At 69.4% G+C, this 18,856-nt stretch carries 19 protein-coding genes; 9 read left to right on the forward strand and 10 right to left on the reverse strand.

The annotated features are described in order from the left end of the window. Nucleotides 1-120: 120 nt before the first annotated feature. Nucleotides 121-537: a hypothetical protein gene (locus tag HUW46_RS36415; protein WP_215543258.1), complete on the forward strand. Its 417-nt coding sequence runs from the start codon at nucleotides 121-123 to the stop codon at nucleotides 535-537. 34 nt (nucleotides 538-571) lie between these two features. Here HUW46_RS36415 and HUW46_RS36420 read toward each other — a convergent pair whose 3' ends face one another. The 5 genes from HUW46_RS36420 to HUW46_RS36440 form a co-directional block, all read right to left on the reverse strand. Next, nucleotides 572-2,047 (reverse strand): hypothetical protein, encoded by a 1,476-nt coding sequence (locus HUW46_RS36420; RefSeq protein ID WP_215543259.1) that lies wholly within the window; start codon nucleotides 2,045-2,047, stop codon nucleotides 572-574. An 88-nt stretch (nucleotides 2,048-2,135) separates the two neighbouring features. Continuing rightward, nucleotides 2,136-3,368, reverse strand: a complete 1,233-nt coding sequence (locus HUW46_RS36425; protein WP_215543260.1) for an RNA polymerase sigma factor — start codon at nucleotides 3,366-3,368, stop codon at nucleotides 2,136-2,138. Between the two features lie 3 nt (nucleotides 3,369-3,371). Further along, nucleotides 3,372-3,791, reverse strand: a complete 420-nt coding sequence (locus HUW46_RS36430) for a YciI family protein (protein ID WP_215543261.1) — start codon at nucleotides 3,789-3,791, stop codon at nucleotides 3,372-3,374. Nucleotides 3,792-3,921: 130 nt separating this feature from the next. Further along, nucleotides 3,922-4,590 (reverse strand): alpha/beta fold hydrolase, encoded by a 669-nt coding sequence (locus HUW46_RS36435; protein ID WP_215543262.1) that lies wholly within the window; start codon nucleotides 4,588-4,590, stop codon nucleotides 3,922-3,924. Between the two features lie 32 nt (nucleotides 4,591-4,622). Continuing rightward, entirely contained in the window at nucleotides 4,623-5,429 is an 807-nt protein-coding gene (locus HUW46_RS36440; protein WP_254125241.1) for an adenylate/guanylate cyclase domain-containing protein, read from the reverse strand. A gap of 138 nt (nucleotides 5,430-5,567) precedes the next feature. Between HUW46_RS36440 and HUW46_RS36445 the strand changes: the two genes are divergently transcribed. Next, nucleotides 5,568-5,933: a VOC family protein gene (locus HUW46_RS36445; RefSeq protein WP_215543263.1), complete on the forward strand. Its 366-nt coding sequence runs from the start codon at nucleotides 5,568-5,570 to the stop codon at nucleotides 5,931-5,933. A 2-nt stretch (nucleotides 5,934-5,935) separates the two neighbouring features. Here HUW46_RS36445 and HUW46_RS36450 read toward each other — a convergent pair whose 3' ends face one another. Beyond that, nucleotides 5,936-6,610 carry a TetR/AcrR family transcriptional regulator gene (locus tag HUW46_RS36450; RefSeq protein ID WP_215543264.1) on the reverse strand — a complete coding sequence of 225 codons (675 nt, stop codon included), beginning with the start codon at nucleotides 6,608-6,610 and terminating at the stop codon, nucleotides 5,936-5,938. Nucleotides 6,611-6,724: 114 nt separating this feature from the next. Here HUW46_RS36450 and HUW46_RS36455 point away from each other — a divergent pair, with 114 nt between their 5' ends. Continuing rightward, on the forward strand, nucleotides 6,725-8,299 hold the full coding sequence (locus HUW46_RS36455) for an MFS transporter (protein WP_215543265.1): 1,575 nt from the start codon (nucleotides 6,725-6,727) through the stop codon (nucleotides 8,297-8,299). A gap of 4 nt (nucleotides 8,300-8,303) precedes the next feature. Here the strand turns inward: HUW46_RS36455 and HUW46_RS36460 are convergent, their stop codons facing one another. Then, on the reverse strand, nucleotides 8,304-8,711 hold the full coding sequence (locus HUW46_RS36460; protein ID WP_215543266.1) for a MarR family winged helix-turn-helix transcriptional regulator: 408 nt from the start codon (nucleotides 8,709-8,711) through the stop codon (nucleotides 8,304-8,306). Between the two features lie 91 nt (nucleotides 8,712-8,802). Between HUW46_RS36460 and HUW46_RS36465 the strand changes: the two genes are divergently transcribed. Beyond that, a complete protein-coding gene (locus HUW46_RS36465) occupies nucleotides 8,803-9,633 on the forward strand; it encodes an NmrA family NAD(P)-binding protein (protein ID WP_215543267.1) in 831 nt (276 codons plus the stop codon). A gap of 90 nt (nucleotides 9,634-9,723) precedes the next feature. Here the strand turns inward: HUW46_RS36465 and HUW46_RS36470 are convergent, their stop codons facing one another. Together HUW46_RS36470 and HUW46_RS36475 are read right to left on the reverse strand one after the other, a co-directional pair. Further along, complete coding sequence (locus tag HUW46_RS36470; RefSeq protein WP_215543268.1) at nucleotides 9,724-10,017, reverse strand: putative quinol monooxygenase; 294 nt, start codon at nucleotides 10,015-10,017, stop codon at nucleotides 9,724-9,726. Then, a complete protein-coding gene (locus tag HUW46_RS36475) occupies nucleotides 10,014-11,063 on the reverse strand; it encodes an aldo/keto reductase (protein WP_215543269.1) in 1,050 nt (349 codons plus the stop codon). Before HUW46_RS36475 ends, HUW46_RS36470 begins: the two co-directional genes overlap by 4 nt. Before the next feature lie 133 nt (nucleotides 11,064-11,196). Here HUW46_RS36475 and HUW46_RS36480 point away from each other — a divergent pair, with 133 nt between their 5' ends. The 5 genes from HUW46_RS36480 to HUW46_RS36500 all read left to right on the forward strand — a co-directional run bounded on the left by HUW46_RS36480 (nucleotide 11,197) and on the right by HUW46_RS36500 (nucleotide 18,229). Further along, on the forward strand, nucleotides 11,197-12,051 hold the full coding sequence (locus HUW46_RS36480; RefSeq protein WP_215543270.1) for a helix-turn-helix transcriptional regulator: 855 nt from the start codon (nucleotides 11,197-11,199) through the stop codon (nucleotides 12,049-12,051). A gap of 104 nt (nucleotides 12,052-12,155) precedes the next feature. Continuing rightward, on the forward strand, nucleotides 12,156-14,816 hold the full coding sequence (locus tag HUW46_RS36485) for a TIM-barrel domain-containing protein (RefSeq protein ID WP_215543271.1): 2,661 nt from the start codon (nucleotides 12,156-12,158) through the stop codon (nucleotides 14,814-14,816). A 27-nt stretch (nucleotides 14,817-14,843) separates the two neighbouring features. Continuing rightward, on the forward strand, nucleotides 14,844-15,581 hold the full coding sequence (locus HUW46_RS36490) for a hypothetical protein (RefSeq protein WP_215543272.1): 738 nt from the start codon (nucleotides 14,844-14,846) through the stop codon (nucleotides 15,579-15,581). A 77-nt stretch (nucleotides 15,582-15,658) separates the two neighbouring features. After that, nucleotides 15,659-17,242 carry a non-homologous end-joining DNA ligase gene (ligD, locus tag HUW46_RS36495; RefSeq protein ID WP_215543273.1) on the forward strand — a complete coding sequence of 528 codons (1,584 nt, stop codon included), beginning with the start codon at nucleotides 15,659-15,661 and terminating at the stop codon, nucleotides 17,240-17,242. A gap of 147 nt (nucleotides 17,243-17,389) precedes the next feature. Beyond that, nucleotides 17,390-18,229, forward strand: coding sequence for an SAM-dependent methyltransferase (locus HUW46_RS36500; RefSeq protein WP_215543274.1), 840 nt, complete (start codon nucleotides 17,390-17,392; stop codon nucleotides 18,227-18,229). A gap of 110 nt (nucleotides 18,230-18,339) precedes the next feature. On the opposite strand, the gene HUW46_RS36505 is transcribed toward HUW46_RS36500, so the two are convergent. Then, complete coding sequence (locus HUW46_RS36505) at nucleotides 18,340-18,798, reverse strand: nuclear transport factor 2 family protein (RefSeq protein ID WP_215543275.1); 459 nt, start codon at nucleotides 18,796-18,798, stop codon at nucleotides 18,340-18,342. Nucleotides 18,799-18,856 lie beyond the last annotated feature (58 nt).

Genomic DNA, 18,856 nt, shown 5'->3' on the forward strand with positions numbered 1-18,856 from the left:
CGGTGGGTGAAAGATTTTTGCAACGGGGACGTGACAGCGTTCGTCGCGCGCCGGTTCGTCCGCGAAGCGGAGTCCCGCGCGCACACCTGATCACAACCATGAACTGGGGATGATGACACCGTGGTGAAGAAGAACGCGCTTTCCCGGCGGAACCGGGTGCGCACCAGGGCCGCGATCGCGGTGCTGGGGGTCGCGGTGAGCACGCTCGCCGTCGCCGCACCAGCGAACGCCGCGCCGCACAAGCAGACCTGCGTCGGTATCCCCAACGGTACGCTGTGCCTTGGTGTGCTGCCGGGGGCCGGTGACTACGACGTCGCGGGAGTGACCTACCACAAGGACAGGGGCCCCGACGCCACCGTGTCGCTCTACTGGCTTTCCGGGCCGGAGGCGACCAACGTGTACACCGGCAAGGTCTGGGTGGGCGGGTCGGTCTCCGGCCAGGGCAAGGTGGTGCGGAACGTGTGCGGAAAGGGGTCCCTGTACCACCACGAGAGCGGCAACTCGTGGGAGACGCCGGTGATCTGCCCTCCGTGGTAGCAGCCTGACGGCGGTTCGGCTCCGGTGTGCGGGTTCACCGCAGGTGGGCGGCCAGCAGGCGGCGCGCGTCGCGGGTCCAGTTGTGCTCGATCAGCTGGGTGTACCGCGTGAGGCGGCGCACCGCCGGGTTCCGCGACGCCCGCAGCCGGGCCGAAACCGAGGGCAGGGTGTCCAAATTGGACTGGATGGCGCGCAGCTCGGCGATGCCGAGCAGGCCGCGTTCGAGCCGGTCGGTCAGCACGCGCGGATCCGCTTGCGCGGCAAGGGAGAAGTACGACTTGTTCCGCCCGTAGCAACAGGTGTGCAGGAACAGGAGGTCGTCGATGTCCTGCTCGGTGGCGGCGTCGCCGAGCAGCGCCTGCCCGAGCCGTGCGCGGAAGTCGGCGTCGGACAGTTCGGGGTTCTGCGCGTACTCGCGGAGCGCCACCCGGTTGACCGCGACGATCGGGTCGCGGTAAGGGTTTTCGTCGAGTCCGATGGTTTCGAAGCCGAACGGGTGCAGCTGCTGGCCGATAAGATTGGTCTCGTTGAACTCGGCGTGCTCGGCGACGAAGGTGAAGTACTCCTGCGACGGGAAGTAGGCGGCGAAACCGTGGTCGCGCACCCACCGCACGCTCGCGCGCACGTTCGCGGGCGGCTGGCTGATCACGTCGAGGTCGAAGTAGTAGGCCTTCGTGACCTTCGCCGCCAGGTCGAGGTTGACCGTCCACGGGCTGAAGATGATCGTCCACCGCTTGTCGTAGGGCAGGTTCGCGCCGTTCGGCCCGCCGACGAAGTAGTTGGGGTGCACCAAAATGTCCGCGTCCGGCTTGTGCGTCCACACCTCGTCGGAGATCTGGCGCACGAACTCGTACTCGATCTCGTAGTAGTGCTTCGCGCCGCCGCAGTCGCCGCCGGTGCAGATGTCGATGTCCGAGGATTCGATCAGCAGGCCGTCGGCGTTGGGGTAGAAGTCGAAGTACATCTCGCGGACGTAGTCGAGCATGAACCGCTTGGCGTCCGGTTTCGTCGGGTTGAGGTTGTAGCCCCACGAGTGGATGCCCTGCATGCGCGCGAGCGAGCCGTTCGCCTGCAGCCCCTTGAGATCGGGGCGTTCGAACGCGTACTGGTTCGTGCCGTCGTAGGTGTAGGGGGTGAACCCGAGCAGGATCCGGATGCCCAGCGTGTGCGCGTAGTCGATGAGCGCGCCGACGAAGTTCTCCCGCACGTTGCGGTGCCCGCGGTTGTACTGCCAGGTGATCGGGTACCGGCGCGACCGGAACGCGCCGCCCATCCACAGCACCACGTGCTCGACGCCGTCCTCGGCGAACGAGTCCATAATGGACTTCCAGGTGGCGAGTCCGGCGGTGGGGATCCGGCAGAACGTGAGGTAGTAGCCGCGCCCGACCGGGCCGGAGCGCGCCGGAGCCGGTGCGGCATCGGCCACCGGTGCGAGCGAAGGTGCCGTACCCGACAACGCGCCCGCCATCACCGCACCGCCGAGTCGAATCGCGTTCCGCCTGCTGACCATCGTGGCGCCCTCCCCGCTGGTGTCCGGCTCGTTCGACGGTAGGGCGCTCGCCGACGCGATGGGAAGGAACTCGCCTAGACCACTGGCGCTACGTGAGGCGCGCCGCCTTGCCGAAGAGGTACCGGCGTTGCGGAAGGCTGAGCGCGCGTTCGGCCGCCGCGAGGTAGGCCTCGCGCGCCGCGTCCGGCTTGCCGGACATCTCCATCAGGTGCGCGCGGACCGCCAGCGGGCGGTGGTCGGTGAGCGCGCCGTCGCGTTCGATGCGTTCGAGCAGTTCGAGGCCTGCCGAAGGGCCTTCCGACATCGCCACCGCGACCGCGTGGTTCAGCGACACGACCGGGTTGTCCGCCATCCGCAGCAGCACTTTGTAGAGCGCGGTGATCTGCGCCCAGTCGGTTTCCGCCGCGCTCGCGGCCTCGTCGTGCACCGCCGCGATCGCGGCCTGCAACTGGTACGGCCCCGCCTCGCCGCGCGGGAGCACTTCGCTGATGAGCGCGACGCCTTCGGCGATCTGGTCCGCGTCCCACCGGTTCCGGTCCTGTTCGGCCATCGGCACCAGCTCGCCGTCGTCACCCGTTCTCGCGAGCCGCCGCGCGTCGGTGAGCAACATGAGCGCGAGCAGCCCGGTGACCTCACCGTCCTGCGGCAGCAGCGCGCGCAGCATCCTGGTCAGCCGGATCGCTTCGACGGACAGCTCGGGCCGGCGCAGATCCGGTCCGGAGGTGCTGGCGTACCCCTCGGTGAAGATCAGGTAGAGCACGTGCAGCACGGCGGCGAGCCGATCGGCGCGATCGGGTGCCGACGGCATCCGGAACGGCAGGCCGCTGTCCTTGATCCGTTGCTTCGCCCTGGTGATCCGCCTGGTCATGGTCTGCTCGGGGACGAGGAACGCCCTCGCGATCTCGGTGGTGCCGAGCCCGCCGACCGCGCGCAGCGTCAGCGCGATCTGCGAGGCGGGGGTGAGCGACGGGTGGCAGCACAGGAACAGCACGATCAGCGTGTCGTCGCCGTCGGACTCCTGCCGGTCGGCGGCGGGCGCCAGGAGATCGCCGCCGGGCACCTGCCGGGCGACCGCGTCCTCCCGCCGTTCGCGCGCCTGCTGGCTGCGCAGCAGATCCGTCAGCCTGCGGGACGCGACCGTGATCAGCCAGCCGAGCGGGTTGGCGGGCAGCCCCTCGGACGGCCACTGCGTCGCGGCGGCCAGCAGCGCTTCCTGCACCGCGTCCTCCGCGGTGTCGAAGTGCCCGTACCGCCGGACCAGCGCGCCGAGGACCTGCGGCGCCGACCGGCGCAGCAGGTCCTCGAAATCGGTGCTGGGCACGGATCAGACGTCGTCCGGCGACGGGGCCTCGCCGATCGGTCGGATGTCGACCGGGCTGGGCTCGCCGATGGTGCCGCCGGGGCCGGGGCACAGCGTGACGCGCGCGGCGATCTCGGTGGCGCGGTCGATGCCCGACACGTCCACGATCCAGAACCCGGCGATCACCTCGGTGGTCTCCGCGTACGGCCCGTCGGTGACCACCGGCGCGCCGTCCTTGAACTGCACCCGCCTGGTGAGCGCGGGCGCCGCGAGGCCCTGCGCGTCGACGAGTTCGCCCGATTCGGCGAGGTCCTTGTTGATCGAGGTCATGTGCTCGACCATTTTGCGGATGTCCTCCGCGGACCAGGAGGGCTTGTCGTTCTGCTTGCCAGCCTGGACGTCGTAGTCCTGCTGCGAGCCGTAGAGCATGATCATGTACTTCATGGCCGTTCTCCTTCTCGGTGGTGGCACTGGTCGGGTGCCTGTTCACCGGGGACGTCGGTGCCGCGGACTCGCCCCGGACATCCGGGCCGAACTTTTTTTCGCGGCAGAGCCTAGCCGCAGATTCCGCCGCTCAGGTGGCGTTCGCCAGTGCTTCGGCCAGCTGCCGCGGAGCGGACAGGAACGGCGCGTGGTCGGCGGGCAACCGGTACACCGCGCGACACGGGGTCGCGGTGTACATCCGTCGTTGCGCCGACGGCCCGAGCGCGCGATCGGCGAGGCATTCGAGGTACACGCGGGGCACTCGCCCGAAGCGTTCCGCGGTCAACGCCACCGCGGGCAGATCGGGCGGCCCCGCGGGCTCCGGCACCAGCCTCTTCGCGGCCCACGCCGCGTCTTCCGCGGTGCAGGCGCCGAAGAAGACCTCCTCCGGGGCGCGCACGGTGACCAGCCCGGTCCGCTCATCGGTCACCAGGTGCTCGGTGAGGATCGACTCGGTGTCCGCGCCGATCACCTCTCGCGGGGTTTCGCCGCCGGGGAGCAGGAACGCGGTGGCGTAGGCGAGCAGGTGGACCCGGTCGGGCAGCAGTTCCGCGAGCGCGGAGATCGTCATGCCCGACGAGCTGTGCCCGACCAGGGGCACCGGCCGGTCCTGCGCTTCGAGCAGGGCGGTGAGCTGGGCGAAGCCGAGCCGGTCCGGCACGAGGACCTCGTGGCCGTCGCGGCGGAGCAGGTCCGCGACGCGGTCCCAGCACCACGCGCCGTGCCATCGGGCGTGCACCAGCAGGAAGGTGTGGTTCATCCTGGAAATATACGTGTGTTTTGCACGTATGGCTACTGGTCGTCGTAGCGGGGGAGCACGCTGTACACCCGCAGGTCCTTCGGCGCGCCCTTCGCCCGGAAGCGGCGGCGGCGCCGGGTGGTGAACCGGGTTTCCCCGATCGCGTCGAGCACTTCGCCGGTGATCAGGACTTCGCCGCTGTTCGCCGCGTCGGCCACCCTCGCGGCGACGTTGACGTCCACGCCGAAGTAGTCGCGCCCGACCCGCCGGGGCCGTCCCGTGTGCAGGCCCGCCCGCAGTTGCGGCCGGTACCCGTCGATGTCGATCGCGCTGACCGCGTTGCCCGTCTCGTGTGCGGCTTCCACGGCGTCGGTCGCGTCGGCGAACACCGCCATCAACCCGTCGCCGAGCCCCTTCACCACCTGCCCGCCGTGGCGGACGATGGCCCGCTCGCTGGCGTTGGACACCTCGCGGAGCAGCCGCAGCGCCTGCTTGTCGCCCACGTCGAGCGCCCAGGTGGAAAACCCGACCACGTCGGTGAACAGGATTGTCACGTCGGAGTCGGTCCCGACGCGGGGCGCGGTCACCGCCTGCCACACCTGGACCGCCGCCAGGCCGAGTTCCCGCAGCGCGCTCGGCTGGTCCTCACGGGCCTCCGCGAGCAGCCTGGCCACCCGATCCGACGGGTAGCCGCCGGTGGTGGACAGGGAGTCGCCGAACTGCCGGTCGCCCGGTACCAGTCCGCGCACCATGCGCGCGGTCCGGACGAGCCTGTGCTGCTGGTCGGTCCGGCGCAGCGCGTCGGCGACCTTCGACACCTTCGACGACCGGGGACGCGGATGCTCGTGGCCTTGGGTCACGCGGTTATCTTACTGACCGGTAGGGCGAGGCGCGCGTGTTCGTGGTCATGTTCGCGCGGACGGGGCCAATTGTCCACAATGGACCATGTGGGGGCGGCGGGTCGCGGCCGTATGCTGGAGAAGGAAACGGGGGTCGCCGTGATTCATCATGTTCAGGTTTCGTGCCCGGCGGGCGCGGAAGAGCGCGTTCGGGCCTTCTACACCGGCGTCCTCGGCTGGACGGAGTTGCCGAAGCCGCCGGTGCTGGCGAAGCGGGGCGGTTGCTGGTTCCAGGTGCCCGGGGTCGGCGGGCCCGACGGCGAACTGCACGTGGGGGTGGAAGCCGACTTCCGGCCCGCGCGCAAGGCGCATCCCGCCTTCGTCGTCGACGTGGACGCCGTGTCGGCCGCACTCGCGTCGGCCGGATTTCCGGTCCACTGGGCCGATCCCGACGAGATTCCCGGGCGCAGGCGCTTCCACACCGCGGACGCGGTGGGCAACCGGATCGAGTTCCTGGACGGCTGACGTCAGCGCGGGATCCGGGCCTCCAGGCCGTCGAGCACCGCGCGGAGCCCGTACTCGAAGCTGTTTTCGCGGAGTTCGCCGTCCTCGATCATCGTGTCGGCGCCGTAGCCGTTGATGCGTTCGAGCAGGCGCGGGTACGGCGCGGCGATCTCGCGGCCCTTCGCCATCAGCGCGTCGATGCGGGCCTTCGGGTCTTCGTTCGATTCCCGCAACTGGGTGTGCCACGCGGCCTCGCCGAGCGCGGATCCCAGCACGTAGGCATCGACGGTGCCCATCACCGAATCGAGTTCCTCGTCGGCGAACCCGGCCGAGGAGTAAACGCCGATCGTGTGGTCCTGGAACCGCGCCAGGTTGGGGCCGTAGTGCAGGCGCGTGGCGAACACCGACACCAGCCACGGGTGCCGCAGCACCATGGACCGCATGCCGTCGGCGAGGGCGGTCACCGCGGCGCGCCAGCCGATCTCCGCCGCGTCGGGTAGTTCGATCTCGCCGAACGCGTGGTCCGAGGCCAGTTCCAGCAGCGCGTCCTTGTTCTTCACGTGCCAGTAGATCGAGGTGGCGCCCGCGTCGAGCTTCGTGCCGAGGCGCCGCATGCTCAGGCCGTTCACGCCCTCGGCGTCGAGCAGTTCCATCGCGGCGCCGACGATCTGCTCGCGGCTCAAGGTGTCCAATGCCATGACCCCACCTTAGAGCAATCTCGCACAGTGTTCGAGATAACACTCGCACACTGTTCGAGTCTGTCGTACAGTGTGCGAGAAGACGGACTCGAACACTGTGCGAGAAGGTGGGTCATGAACGACTCGGTAGTGGCGGAACCAGCGGAGGAGAGAGCGAAAGCGGAGGTCAAGGTCCCGCCGAAGGCGTGGCTGAGCCTGATCGCGGTCGCGCTCGGCATGATGGTCGTGCAACTCGACGGGACGGTGGTCTCGATCGCCAACCCGGCGATCGCGGTCGGCCTGCACACGAGCCTCGAGGGCATCGGCTGGGTGACCACGGCCTACCTGCTGGTGCTCGCCGGCCTGCTGATCCCCGCGGGCACGGTGGCGGACAAGATCGGCCACAAGAAGGCGTTCCTGATCGGGATCGGGGGCTTTTCGCTCGCCTCGCTGGCGTGCGGGCTCGCGGGCTCGATCGAGGTCCTGATCGGCGGTCGCGTGCTGCAGGCGGTGTTCGGCGCGCTGCTCGGCCCTGCCGGGCTCGCGGTGCTCAGGGCGGCGTTCCCGCCGGAGAAGCTGGCGATGGCGTTCGGCTGGTTCGGCTCGGTGTCCGCCGTGGCGCTGGCAGGCGGCCCCGTTCTGGGTGGCGTGCTCGTCGAGTACGCGAGCTGGCCGTGGGTGTTCTTCGTCAACCTGCCCTTCGGCGTGGTCGCCGTGCTCGTCGGGCTGGCCGTGATCCCGGACAGCGCCGAGCGCTCGGCGCACCGGCTCGGCCTGCCCGGCGCGGTGACCCTCACCTGCGCCATGGTCAGCGCCATCTGGGGTGTCACCCGCGCGCAGACCGAGGGCTGGGGTTCGGTGAGCACGCTCGGGTTCATCGCGCTCGGCCTGGTGCTGCTGGCCGTGTTCGTGGTGATCGAGCGCCGGACCGCGAACCCGATGGTGCCGCTCGGCCTGTTCCGGAACCGGACCTTCGCGGTCGGCTGCCTGCTGATGCTGGTGACGATGTTCGCGTTCTTCGCGATCCTGTTCTACCTGACCTTCTTCCTGCAGGGCGTGCAGGGCAAGAGCGCCATCATGGCCGCGGTCGCGATGCTGCCGCTCACCGCCGTGTTCACCTTCTCCTCGCCGATCGCGGGCTGGGTCGTCGGCAAGCTCGGCCTGCGCGGGACGCTGGTGACCGGCGCCGCGTTCACGGTGGCTTCGCTGCTTTTGTTGCTGCGCCTCGAATCCGGGTCCGGTTTCATGACGCTCGCGCCTTCGCTCGTGCTGGCGGGGATCGGTGTCGGGTTCATGATGGTGCCCGCGATCCAGGCGATCGTCGGCAGCGCCCCGGTCGACAAGGCGGGTGTCGCTTCCGGTGTGCAGCAGTCGACGCAGCAGCTCGGGAGCACGCTCGGGATCGCGGTGTTCGGCAGCCTGCTCTCTTCGGTGGTCGGGTCCCGGTTCGCCACGGCGGTCCGCGAGGCGCTGGGCGGCGGGCCGGTCGCGGATCGGATCGCGGGCGACGAGCAACTGCGCAAGAGCGTCGAACTCGGCTTCCCGCCCGCGAGCCAGCAGGGACTTCCCACCGACATCGCGGGCGCGGTGACCCGTGCCGCGCACGAGACCTTCGTCGGCGGCATGCACACGGTGTTCCTCGTCGCCGCCGCGGTGGCGGTGGTGGCCGGGCTGCTCTCGCTGCTGGTCCGCGCGCCGGAAAACGCCTGACGCGTCAGGAAAGCATTTTGGCGAGCAGGTGACCGAGTTGCTCCTGCTCCTCGTCATCGAGGCGGGCGACGCGCTCGCGCGGGAACGTGAAGGACTTCGCGACCGCGCGACGAAGGCGTCGCCCGTCGGGGGTGATGGCGACCTGTTTGACCCGGCGGTCCGCCGGATCCGGTGTCCGCGACACCAATCCCCGCGCTTCGAGCCTGCCGACGATCTGCGTGACGTTCGAGGCGTCGCACAGCAGCAGCTCGGCGAGTTCGCTCATCGTGTGCCGATCGCCGGTCAGCGGGGTGAGCGTGCACGCCTGCGCCGCGCTCAGCCCGTTGTCCTCCGAAGCGCGGTCAAACGCGGCGTCGTAGGCGGAGACGAAGTCCCACAGCTGCTGTTCGAGTGCGCCCATCCTGGTCACCATGACACCGATATTACTTGACACCCTCAAGTAACGGTGCTTGCATTGGCCTTGGTCATTTACTTTATTCAATCAAGCATCTCGGAGGATCTCCATGACGCGCGTGCTCATCACCGGTGTCCGCGGCAAGACGGGGCAGCCCCTCGCCGAACAACTCGCCGCCCGCGCCGGAGTGGAGGTGCTGGGCGGCAGCGCTGATCCCGCCGCGGTGTCGATCGCCGGGGTCCGGCCCGTGGCGTTCTCCTGGGACGATCCGTCGACCTGGGGTCCGGCCGCGGCCGGGATCGACGCGCTGTTCCTGGTCCGGCCGGATCTGGAGCAGGCGCCCGAACTCATCGAGAAGCTGCTCGCCGTCATCCCGGCCGACGCGCGGGTGACCTTGCTGTCCGAATTGGACGCGGACTCGATCGGGGAGGGGAGCTGGGCCGTGCGCGCGGAGGACGCGGTGCGCCGGGGCGGGCACCCGTGGACGCTGCTCCGGCCGTCGTGGTTCATGCAGGTGTTCACCGATCGCCGGTACTACCGCGACGAACTGGTGCGCGACGCCACGTTGACCTTCCCGGCGAACGGCGCGGAGGTGGCGTGGATCGACACCAGGGACATCGCCGCGGTCGCGGTGCGCACCCTGCTCGAAGACGGGCACGACGGCAAGACCTACGAACTTTCCGGTCCCGCCGCGCTCACGCTCCCGCGCACCGCCGAACTGCTTTCGGCAGCGGTGGGGAAAACTGTTGCGCACCAAGACATTTCGATCGGCGAAGCGGTGGGCGGGTTTTCCGGGTTCGAGCGCGAGGAATTCACTGTGACGTTCGAGCGCATCCGGGACGGGGTCTTCGCGGCGGTGACCGGTGCGGTCGAAGAGGTGACCGGCGGTCCCGCCCGCTCGCTGGAGCAGTTCCTCGCCGATACCGGACCGCTGAACTGAAGCGGCGGGCCTTCGCGTGCCGTGAAAGTGACCTTCGGGGAATCCAGCGCCCCGAAGGTCACTTTCGGGGCATCGCGGCCCGCGGTCCGTCTAGGCGAGCGCCGGGACGAGCCGCCTGACCGTCATCGGTTCGGCCAGCACGAGATCGAGCACCTGCCGCACGTGCTCGAAGTGCGCGGTGCGGAAGTGCGCGTCGAGCGCGTCCGGGCCGGTCCACTCCTCGACGACGATCATGCGCCCGGTGTGGTTCGGGTCGGCGTACGGGCGGTAGGCGAGGCAGCCGGGTTCGTCGAGCGACGGTTCGATCATCGCTTCCAGCGCGGTGCGAAGCCGGTCCTCTTTCCCTTGTGCGGCAAGGCATTCCGCCACCACGAAGAGCGTCATCGGACCGGGCCGGTGCCCGCGCCGGACGCGGTGATCGCGGCCGCGATCTCGTCGAGGTCCTCGCCGGTCAGCTCGACCCCGCCCGCGTTCGCCCAGCCGTCCACCTGCGCGGCCTTGCGCGCGCCGACGATCGCCCCGGTGATCCCCGGCCAGGCGAGGACCCACGCGATCGCGGTCTCGGCGACGGTGGCACCGCGTCGTTCGGCGATCGGGCGCAGGGCGTCCGCCACCGCGAGATTGGCTTCGAGGTGCTCGGTGAAGTCGGGGTGTGTCGCCCGCCAGTCGTCCTCGGGAAGGTTCGCGACACGCGCGGCCGAGAAGGCGCCGGTGAGCAGGCCTGACTGCAGGGGCGAGTAGACGATGACGCCCGTTTCGTGCTGGTGCGCCCACGCGATCTCGGCCGCGGCGGACCGGTTGATCGCCGAGAACGGCGGCTGGATCGCGTCGACGTGGGCGATCGCTTCGGCGACGTCGAGTTGCTCCGCGGAGTGGTTGGACAGCCCGATCGCGCGGATCTTTCCTTCGGCCTTGAGATCGGCCATCACCTGCCAGTACTCGGCGAGCGGGGTCGCGTCGGGGGAGACCTCACCGCCGCCGACGCCCGCCGTCTCGCCGATCGGCGTGCCGGTGTCGGGCCAGTGCACCTGGTACAGGTCGATGTGGTCGATTTCCATGCGCCGCAACGAGTCTTCGAGTTCGCGGCGCACGCTGGCGGGTTTCATGGTGCGCAGGGGGAGCTGCGAGCGGTCTTCGGGATCCCAGACGAGACCGGCCTTCGTGAACACGTACGGGCGGTCGGCTTCGGGCAGACCGGAGAGGGCCTTGCCGACGAGCCGTTCGGCGTGCCCGAGCCCGTACACAGCCGCGGTGTCGATCCAGTTGACGCCCGATTCGACGGCGTGCCGGATCGCGGCGACGGACTCGGCGTCGTCGGTGGCGCCCCAGCCGAAGCCCCAGTCCGTGCCGGAAACCGCCCACGAGCCGAAGCCGACGCGGCTGATGTCCATGCCGGTACGGCCGAGCGGGCGGGTGGGGAGTGCGGTCATGTCTGCTTCCTTCGAGGTAGGCGGTGTTCGTGCCATCGAGCCTGTCCGGTGGCGAACGGCCTACCCAGTGGCGCGCGCTGCCTGGGCACGGCAGGACCAGGTTCACGCGTGCGGGGTGGGCGAAGATGGGCGCATGGCATTGGACAGGCGCGCCGAGCTGGGCGAGTTCTTGAGGTCCCGTCGTGCCCGGCTGCGGCCCGAGGAGCTGGGTCTGCCGGACTACGGCGGCCGCCGCCGCGTTCCCGGGTTGCGGAGGGAGGAGCTGGCGAGGCTGGCCGGGGTCAGCGTCGACCACTACGTGCGCCTGGAACAGGGCCGCACGCTGCACTTCTCGGAAGCCGTGCTGGACGCGGTCGCGCGGGCGCTTCGGCTCGACCCGGTGGAGCGCGGGCACCTGTACCGGCTCGCCCGCCCGTGGTCCGGCGAGGAAACGGCCGCCGAGCCGCAGCACGTGCGGGCGGGCCTTCGCCAGTTGCTGGCCTCGGCCGGGGACGTGCCCGCCTACGTCGTCGGCCGGAACCTCGACCTGCTGGCCTGGAACCGACTGGCCGCGGCGCTGATCACGGACTTCGGCGCGTTGCCGCCGGCCGAGCGCAACCTCGCGCGCCTGATCTTCCTCGACGAGGGCGTGCGCGCGATGTACGCGAACTGGGAGGGCAAGGCTCGTGACGTCGCCGCCTACCTGCGGCTCGACGCGGCCCGCCGCCCCGGTGACCCGGAAACCGCCGCGCTCGTCGCCGAGCTGTCCGCGGTGAGCCCCGGTTTCCGGGAGGTCTGGTCCGCGCACCACGTCAAGGAGAAGACCCACGGCCGGTGCGTGTACCGGCACCCGGTCGTCGGGATCCTCGATCTGGGGTTCGAGACGCTGCGCTTTCCCGACGACCCCGACCAGGCGCTCGTCGTGCACACCGTCGAAGAGGGAACGCCGGCGCAGTCCGCTCTACGGCTGCTCGCCCAGCTCGCCGACGAGGGGGTCTCCGCGCGCTGAGCGACTTCCGGGTTGCTGCAAGCGAGTGTTCATAGTTGCTCGAAAGGTGATCACAATCTACATTTGTGCGCACCACTCGCCGCGGCCATGGATCGGAGATCTCCATGCGGCTCACCTCTCGACGTCTTCGCACCGGATTGCGCGCCACCACGCTGGGTGTGCTCGGGGTGCTCACCGCCGCGGCGCTCGCCCCGGCCGCGCAGGCTGCCACCCCGGCCACCGGCACGCTCTCGCTCGACGGCGACCACACCGTCACCTGGCAGAGCCCGCACTACGACAAGGCGAACACGCCGAAGCCGCAGGAGTGCGCGAAACCCGATCCGGACAACAAGGTGTGCGACCGCTTCGACCTCACCGTGGACGTCCCGGCGAGCTACTGGGCCGACAACCCGAACGGCGGCGTGCCGATCTCGATCGCCTGGGCGAACAAGGCGAACGACTTCGATCTCTACGTCTACGACTCGGCGGGCAAGAAGGTCGCCGAGAGCGCGGGCGCCGGGAACGTCGAGGCGACCGTCATCCCGAACGCGTCCGGTCTCTACCACGTGGTCGTGGTGCCCTACTCGGTGACGAACGACGCCTACACCGGCAAGGTGGACCTGCCGCAGCCGACCGATATCGGCGCGGTCACCGGGTTTTCGCGCACCGAGGGCACCTACGACGTCGCGGCGGGGGCGGCGAAGGTCAAAGTGGACTTCGTCGCCGACGACCGGTTCCGGCTGCGGGTTGCCCCGGACGGCGTGTTCACCGATCCGGCCGGCAGCGAGATCGTCCGCACCACGCCACCGACGATCAAGAACACGCGCTCGTGGGACGCGGGCGAGTACTACGCGATCGCCAGCGCGAAGCTGGTGCTGCGCGTCTACAAGCAGCCGATGCGGTTCGCACTGTACCGGACGGACAACCGGACCGTGGTGTGGCGCGAGGACAAGGGGCTGCGCTGGACCGAGCAGGGCATGCGGCAGAGCCTGGCGCGCGGCGCGAACGAGCAGTTCTTCGGCGCCGGCGAGCAGAACGGTTCGTTCTCGCACCGCGACCACGTGGTGAACGTCGCGAACAACACGAACTGGGACGAGGGCGGTTATCCGAACTCCCAGCCGTTCTACGTCTCCAGCGCGGGCTACGGGGTCTTCCGCAACACCTTCGCGCCAGGGGTCTACAACTTCGGCGATCCGGTGCGCACCGGGCAGCAGGAGAAGCGGCTCGACGCCTACTACTTCACCGGTGACGTCAAATCCGTCATCGGGCAGTACACCTCGCTCGTCGGAAAGCCTTTCATGCCACCGGTTTACGGCCTCGAACCCGGTGACTCCGACTGCTACCTGCACAACGCGAACCGGGGCGAGCGGCACACGCTGGACTCGCTCAAGATCGCGAAGGGGTACGCGGACAACCAGATGCCGCTCGGCTGGATGCTCGTCAACGACGGCTACGGCTGCGGCTACGAAAACCTGCAGCAGACCGGGGACGGGCTGCGCCAGTACAACGCGCAACTCGGCCTGTGGACCGAAAACGGCCTGCCCAACCAGAACGAAGAGGTCAAGGCGGGCGTGCGGGTGCGGAAACTGGACGTGGCCTGGGTCGGCGGCGGCTACCAGTTCGCGTTGAACGGGTGCGATCAGGCGAAGGCCGGGATCGAGCAGAACAGCGACGCGCGCGGGTTCGTGTGGCTGCCGGTTTCGTGGGCTGGCGCGCAGCGCTGCGGCGTGCTGTGGAGCGGTGACCAGAAGCTCACCTGGGACTACCTGCGCTGGCAGATCCCGACCTACGCGGGCGCCACGATGTCCGGGATCGCCTACAACACCGGCGACGTCGGCTCGATCTACGGCCACGACCCGAAGATGTACGCGCGCGATCTGCAGTGGAAGGCGTTCCTGCCCGCCATCATGACGATGGACGGCTGGGCGCCGAAGGACCAGCAGCCGTGGGTCGACGGCGAGCCGTACACCTCGATCAACCGGAAGTACCTGCAGCTCAAGGAAAGGCTGCTGCCGTACATGTACACCCTCGCCGAGCAGGCGCACCGCGACGGGGTCGGCCCGGTGCGCCCGCTGGCGCTGGAGTACCCGGACGACCCGGTCACCGCGACCGACGCGGCGAAGTACGAGTTCCTGCTTGGCAAGGACTTCCTGGTCGCGCCGGTGTACTCGGACACCGAGACCAGGGACGGCATCTACCTGCCGAAGGGCACCTGGGTGGACTACTGGACTCAGAAAACGTACCAGGGCCCGACCACGATCAACGGCTACCACGCCCCGCTCGACACGCTGCCGCTGTTCACCCGGGCCGGTGCGGTGGTGCCGATGTGGCCGAAGGGCACGCTGTCGTGGCAGAACCGGGACAAGTCCGAATTGGACTACGACGTGTACGCGCAGGGGAACTCCGACTACACCCTCTACGAGGACGACGGCGTCACCCGTGACTTCGCGAAGAACGCGTCGGCGACGCAACGGGTCGAAGTGCGCACGCTGGGCACCGGGCACGGCATCACCACGGTGTCGGTCGGCGCGAGTACCGGGAACTACCAGGGCAAGGTCGGCTCGCGCTCGTACCAGTTCACCGTGCACGCCGGTGCCGCGCCCGGCATCGTGCTCAGCGGTGGCACCGTCCTCAAGCGACAGTCCACTCAGGAGGGCTACGACCGGGCGGCGACGGGCTGGTTCGTCGACGCGAAGGGTGTGACCCACGTGAAGACGGCGAAGCAGTCCACCGACCGGGGCTTCGACGTGCGGCTCGTCGGCGCCGGAGCCATCGCCGGTCGCTGAGCATTCCTTTGGCAGAAAGGAAGAACGATGCGAAAAGCGCTACTGACGACCGTGCTCGCGCTCACCGCCGCGGTGACCGCCGCGCCGTCGGCCGGGGCGGACACCGCGGCGATCGGGCAAACCCCCGGTACCTACTCGCCGTGGTTGGCGCCGGGCAACGCGTCCTGGTTCACCATGCCGATGAAGCTGCAGCACGATCCGGGGAACTACAACGCCTACTGGTCGACGCAGTTCTCGTTCACCGGTGACGCCAGCGCCTACACCGGTTTCCAGACCCACCGCGACGGCGGCGGCATGTTCCTGGTGTCGGTGTGGGGTGGCACCGGCGCGGTCGCCGGGAACAACGGCTCGTACTGCCAGGACTTTTCCGAGGGCGGTACCGGGAAGACCTGCCGCAACAATGCCCGCCCCGTCGAAGGGCACCAGTACGAACTGAGCGGCGTCAAGCAGGGCGACGGGAGCTGGCGCTTCTCCTACGTGGACCTCACCGCGAACACGAGCACCACGCTCGGCACGATCTCCTTCGGCGGCGGCAACGACGTCGAAGCGGGCTCGTTCAACAGCTGGACCGAGTACTTCGACTGGAACGACCCGTCGACGGTGTGCGCCGACGCGAAGTATTCGAAACTGCTGTTCGGGCAGCCGCGGACCAGCGCGGGGCTCGGCAAGTACGGCTCGCCGTACACGTCGAAGACCTGTGCCGACATCGCGAAGGTCACCGTCGGCTCGGGCGGGGCCACGCACGAGGACGGCATCGGGCAGTAGTTTTCAGGCGCAGTAGTTCCTGGTCGACACACCGCTGTGTGCTTTTGCCGGAGTCGCCGACCGGGTATCAACGGGGTATGAACGATCGGCGCCTGGCGAAGTACCGGGAGATGCGCGACTTCTCCCGCACCGCCGAGCCGTCCGGGAGCGCGGCGGCGAAGGCGGGGAAGCGGTTCGTCGTGCAGCGCCACCGCGCCCGTCGCCGCCACTACGACGTGCGCCTCGAACTCGACGGCGTCCTGGTGAGCTGGGCCGTGCCGAAGGGCCCGACGCTCGACCCCGACGTACGGCGGATGGCCGTGCACGTCGAAGACCACCCGGTCGAATACGCCGATTTCGAGGGCGTGATCCCGGCGGGCGAGTACGGCGGTGGCGACGTCATCGTGTGGGACCGCGGCACCTGGGAGCCGGTGGACACCGACGACCCGCTCGAGGCGATCGAGGCGGGCAACCTGCACTTCGACCTGTTCGGCGAAAAGCTGGCAGGCCGGTTCGTGCTGGTCAGGCCGAAGCGCAGGGACGCGGACAAGGACCAGTGGCTGCTGCTGCACAAGCACGACGACCACGCGGAGAAGGGCTGGGACGCCGAGGACCATCCGCGCTCGGTCAAGAGCGGCCGCACCAACGACGAGGTGGCCGCCGATCCGGACGCGCTGTGGCGCGGTGACCTGCCCGCGGCCGAGGCCGAGATTCCGATGGCGCGCCAGCACTGGGCCGGTCCGACCAAGGAGGAGCTGAAGGAACTGGCTTCGCTCGGCGAAAAGGGCACGTGGCACGTAGACGGCCGGAAGGTCGCGCTGACCAACCTGGACAAGGTGCTCTTCCCGCCGCGCGGCAAGGAGAAGCCGGTGACGAAGCGCAACCTGATCCGGTACTACGCCGAGATCGCGCCGGTGATGCTGCCCTACCTCGCCGCCCGCCCGCTCAACACGCACCGCTTCCCGGCAGGCGTCGACCAGCCGGGTTTCTGGCAGAAGGCGGCACCGAGCCACGCGCCGGACTGGCTCAAGCAGTGGCACTACGAGCAGGCCGGTCCCGGCGATTCCCAGTACTACCTCGTGCCGGACAGCGTGGCGGCACTGGCCTGGCTGGCCAACTACGGCGCGCTGGAACTGCACGCCTGGACTTCGCAGGTGCTGGACGTGGAACGTCCGACGTGGGCGCTGTTTGACATCGATCCCGGCGAGCACACCTCGTTCGAGGACGTGGTGGTGCTCGCCCGCCTGCACCGCACGGCGCTGGAGCACCTCGGCGTCGAAGGCAGGCCCAAGGTCACCGGCCAGCGCGGCATCCAGGTGTGGGTGCCCGTCGAGCCGTGCTACACCTTCGCCGAGACGCGGGCGTGGGTCGAGACGGTGTCCAAGGCGATCGGCCGCACCCTGCCCGAACTGGTCAGCTGGGCGTGGACGCGGGACAAGCGCCACGGTCTCGCGCGCCTGGACTACACCCAGAACGTCCGCAACAAGACGCTGGTCGCGCCGTACAGCGTCCGCCCGCGGCCGGGCGCGCCGGTGTCGGTGCCGATCGAATGGGACGAGCTCGACGACCCGAAGCTCGCCCCGGACCGGTGGACCGTGCGGTCCGTCCTCAAGCGCGTCAAGGACAAGGGCGACCCGTTCTCGGCGCTGCTCGGTGCCCGGCAGCGCCTGCCGAAGCTGTGACCGGCACTTCCAACGGGGGAACAAGTTCCGGCTCCCGTCTGCCGAGTTAGTGCACGAAGGGTCAGCGAAGACGAGCCGCATGGGCGGTGGAGCGGTCCGCGACCGTAGGTCATACTGCGGGAGCGACTCGGAGCGGGAGGTATCACGATGACGGGCCGGATCACACCGGAGTCCATGGCGGTTTCGCTGAGCAAGATCGAGGCCAGCATCGGGGCGCCGAGCGTGGCCCGCATCTACGACTACATCCTCGGCGGCACCCACAACTACGCCGTCGACCGCGAGTTCGCGAAGCAGCAGCTCGACGTGTGGCCAGGCATCCGGAACGCGATGCGGGCCAACCGGCGCTTCCTCGGCCGCGCCACCCAGTACGCCGCCGAGCAGGGCATCCGCCAGTTCGTCGACATCGGCTCCGGCCTGCCCAGCGAGGGCCAGGTGCACGAGATGGCCGAGCTCGCCGCGCCGGGGGAGTGCTCCGTGGTCTACGTGGACAACGAGCCGATCGCGCACGCCCACGCCCAGATCCTGCTCGGCGAGACCGCCGATCCCGACCGGCACTTCGCGCTGTACGCGGACCTGCTCGACTACGCGGACCTGTGGAAGCAGGTGGCCTCGATCGAAGGGATCGACGTCCGCAAGCCGATCTGCCTGTTCGTGGTGGCGCTGCTGCACTTCATCCCGGACGACCGCGAGCCGCAGGCCGCGCTGGAGTTCCTGCGCTCGAAGCTCGCGCCGGGCTCGATGCTGGTGATTTCGCACGGCGGCGACGTCACCGACGAGGCGGTGGCCGAGGTGGTGCGGAACTACAACGCCCGGTCGACGGCCACCGTGCTGCGGTCCGCGGAGCAGATCCAGGAGTTCTTCGGCGATTTCGACATGGTCGACCCCGGGCTGGCCTGGGTGCCCACCTGGCGGCCCGACGGGGGAGAGCGCTGGCGCGGCAACCCCGCCGAGTCCGTCTACCTCGGCGGGGTCGGCGTCAAGCGCTGACGGTCAGAATTTGCACCGATCCGGTTTGCGTGGCGGTGCGGGTGGCGGAACCTCAGCGGTGCCGGTTGACGGCCCACTCAAGCGGCTTCGCCGCTTTTGAGGACCATGCCTCACCGGACCGGGAATTCCAGGCCGTGTTCCTCGGCGGGGCGCGGGCCGTGGATGCGGCGTTGTGATTCGGTGATCTCGACGTCGTTGATGCTGGCTTCGCGACGGCTCATCAGGCCCTGCGGGGTGAACTCCCACAGCTCGTTGCCGTAGCTGCGCCAGAACCGGCCGTCCGCGTCGCGGCATTCGTACTGGAAGCGCACCGCGATCCGGTCCACTGTGTACGCCCACAGCTCCTTGCGCAGGGCGTAGTCGAGTTCGCGCTCCCATTTCCGGCGGAGGAACTCCACGATCTCCGCGCGGCCGGTGACGAAGCGGTCGCGGTTGCGCCACACCGAGTCCTCGGTGTAGGCGAGCGAAACCTTCTCGGGATCTCGCGTGTTCCAGGCGTCCTCCGCCGCCTGCACCTTCTTGCGCGCGCTGTCCTCGTCGAACGGCGGGAACGGGGGTCGATCGTTCATCTGGCCTCCTCTGGTCCGTGGCACCAGGGTAGAGAACGGTCGTTCTCCGCGCGATGTC

Origin of the sequence: Amycolatopsis sp. CA-230715, from assembly GCF_018736145.1 — a bacterium.
Classification (GTDB): Bacteria; Actinomycetota; Actinomycetes; order Mycobacteriales; family Pseudonocardiaceae; genus Amycolatopsis.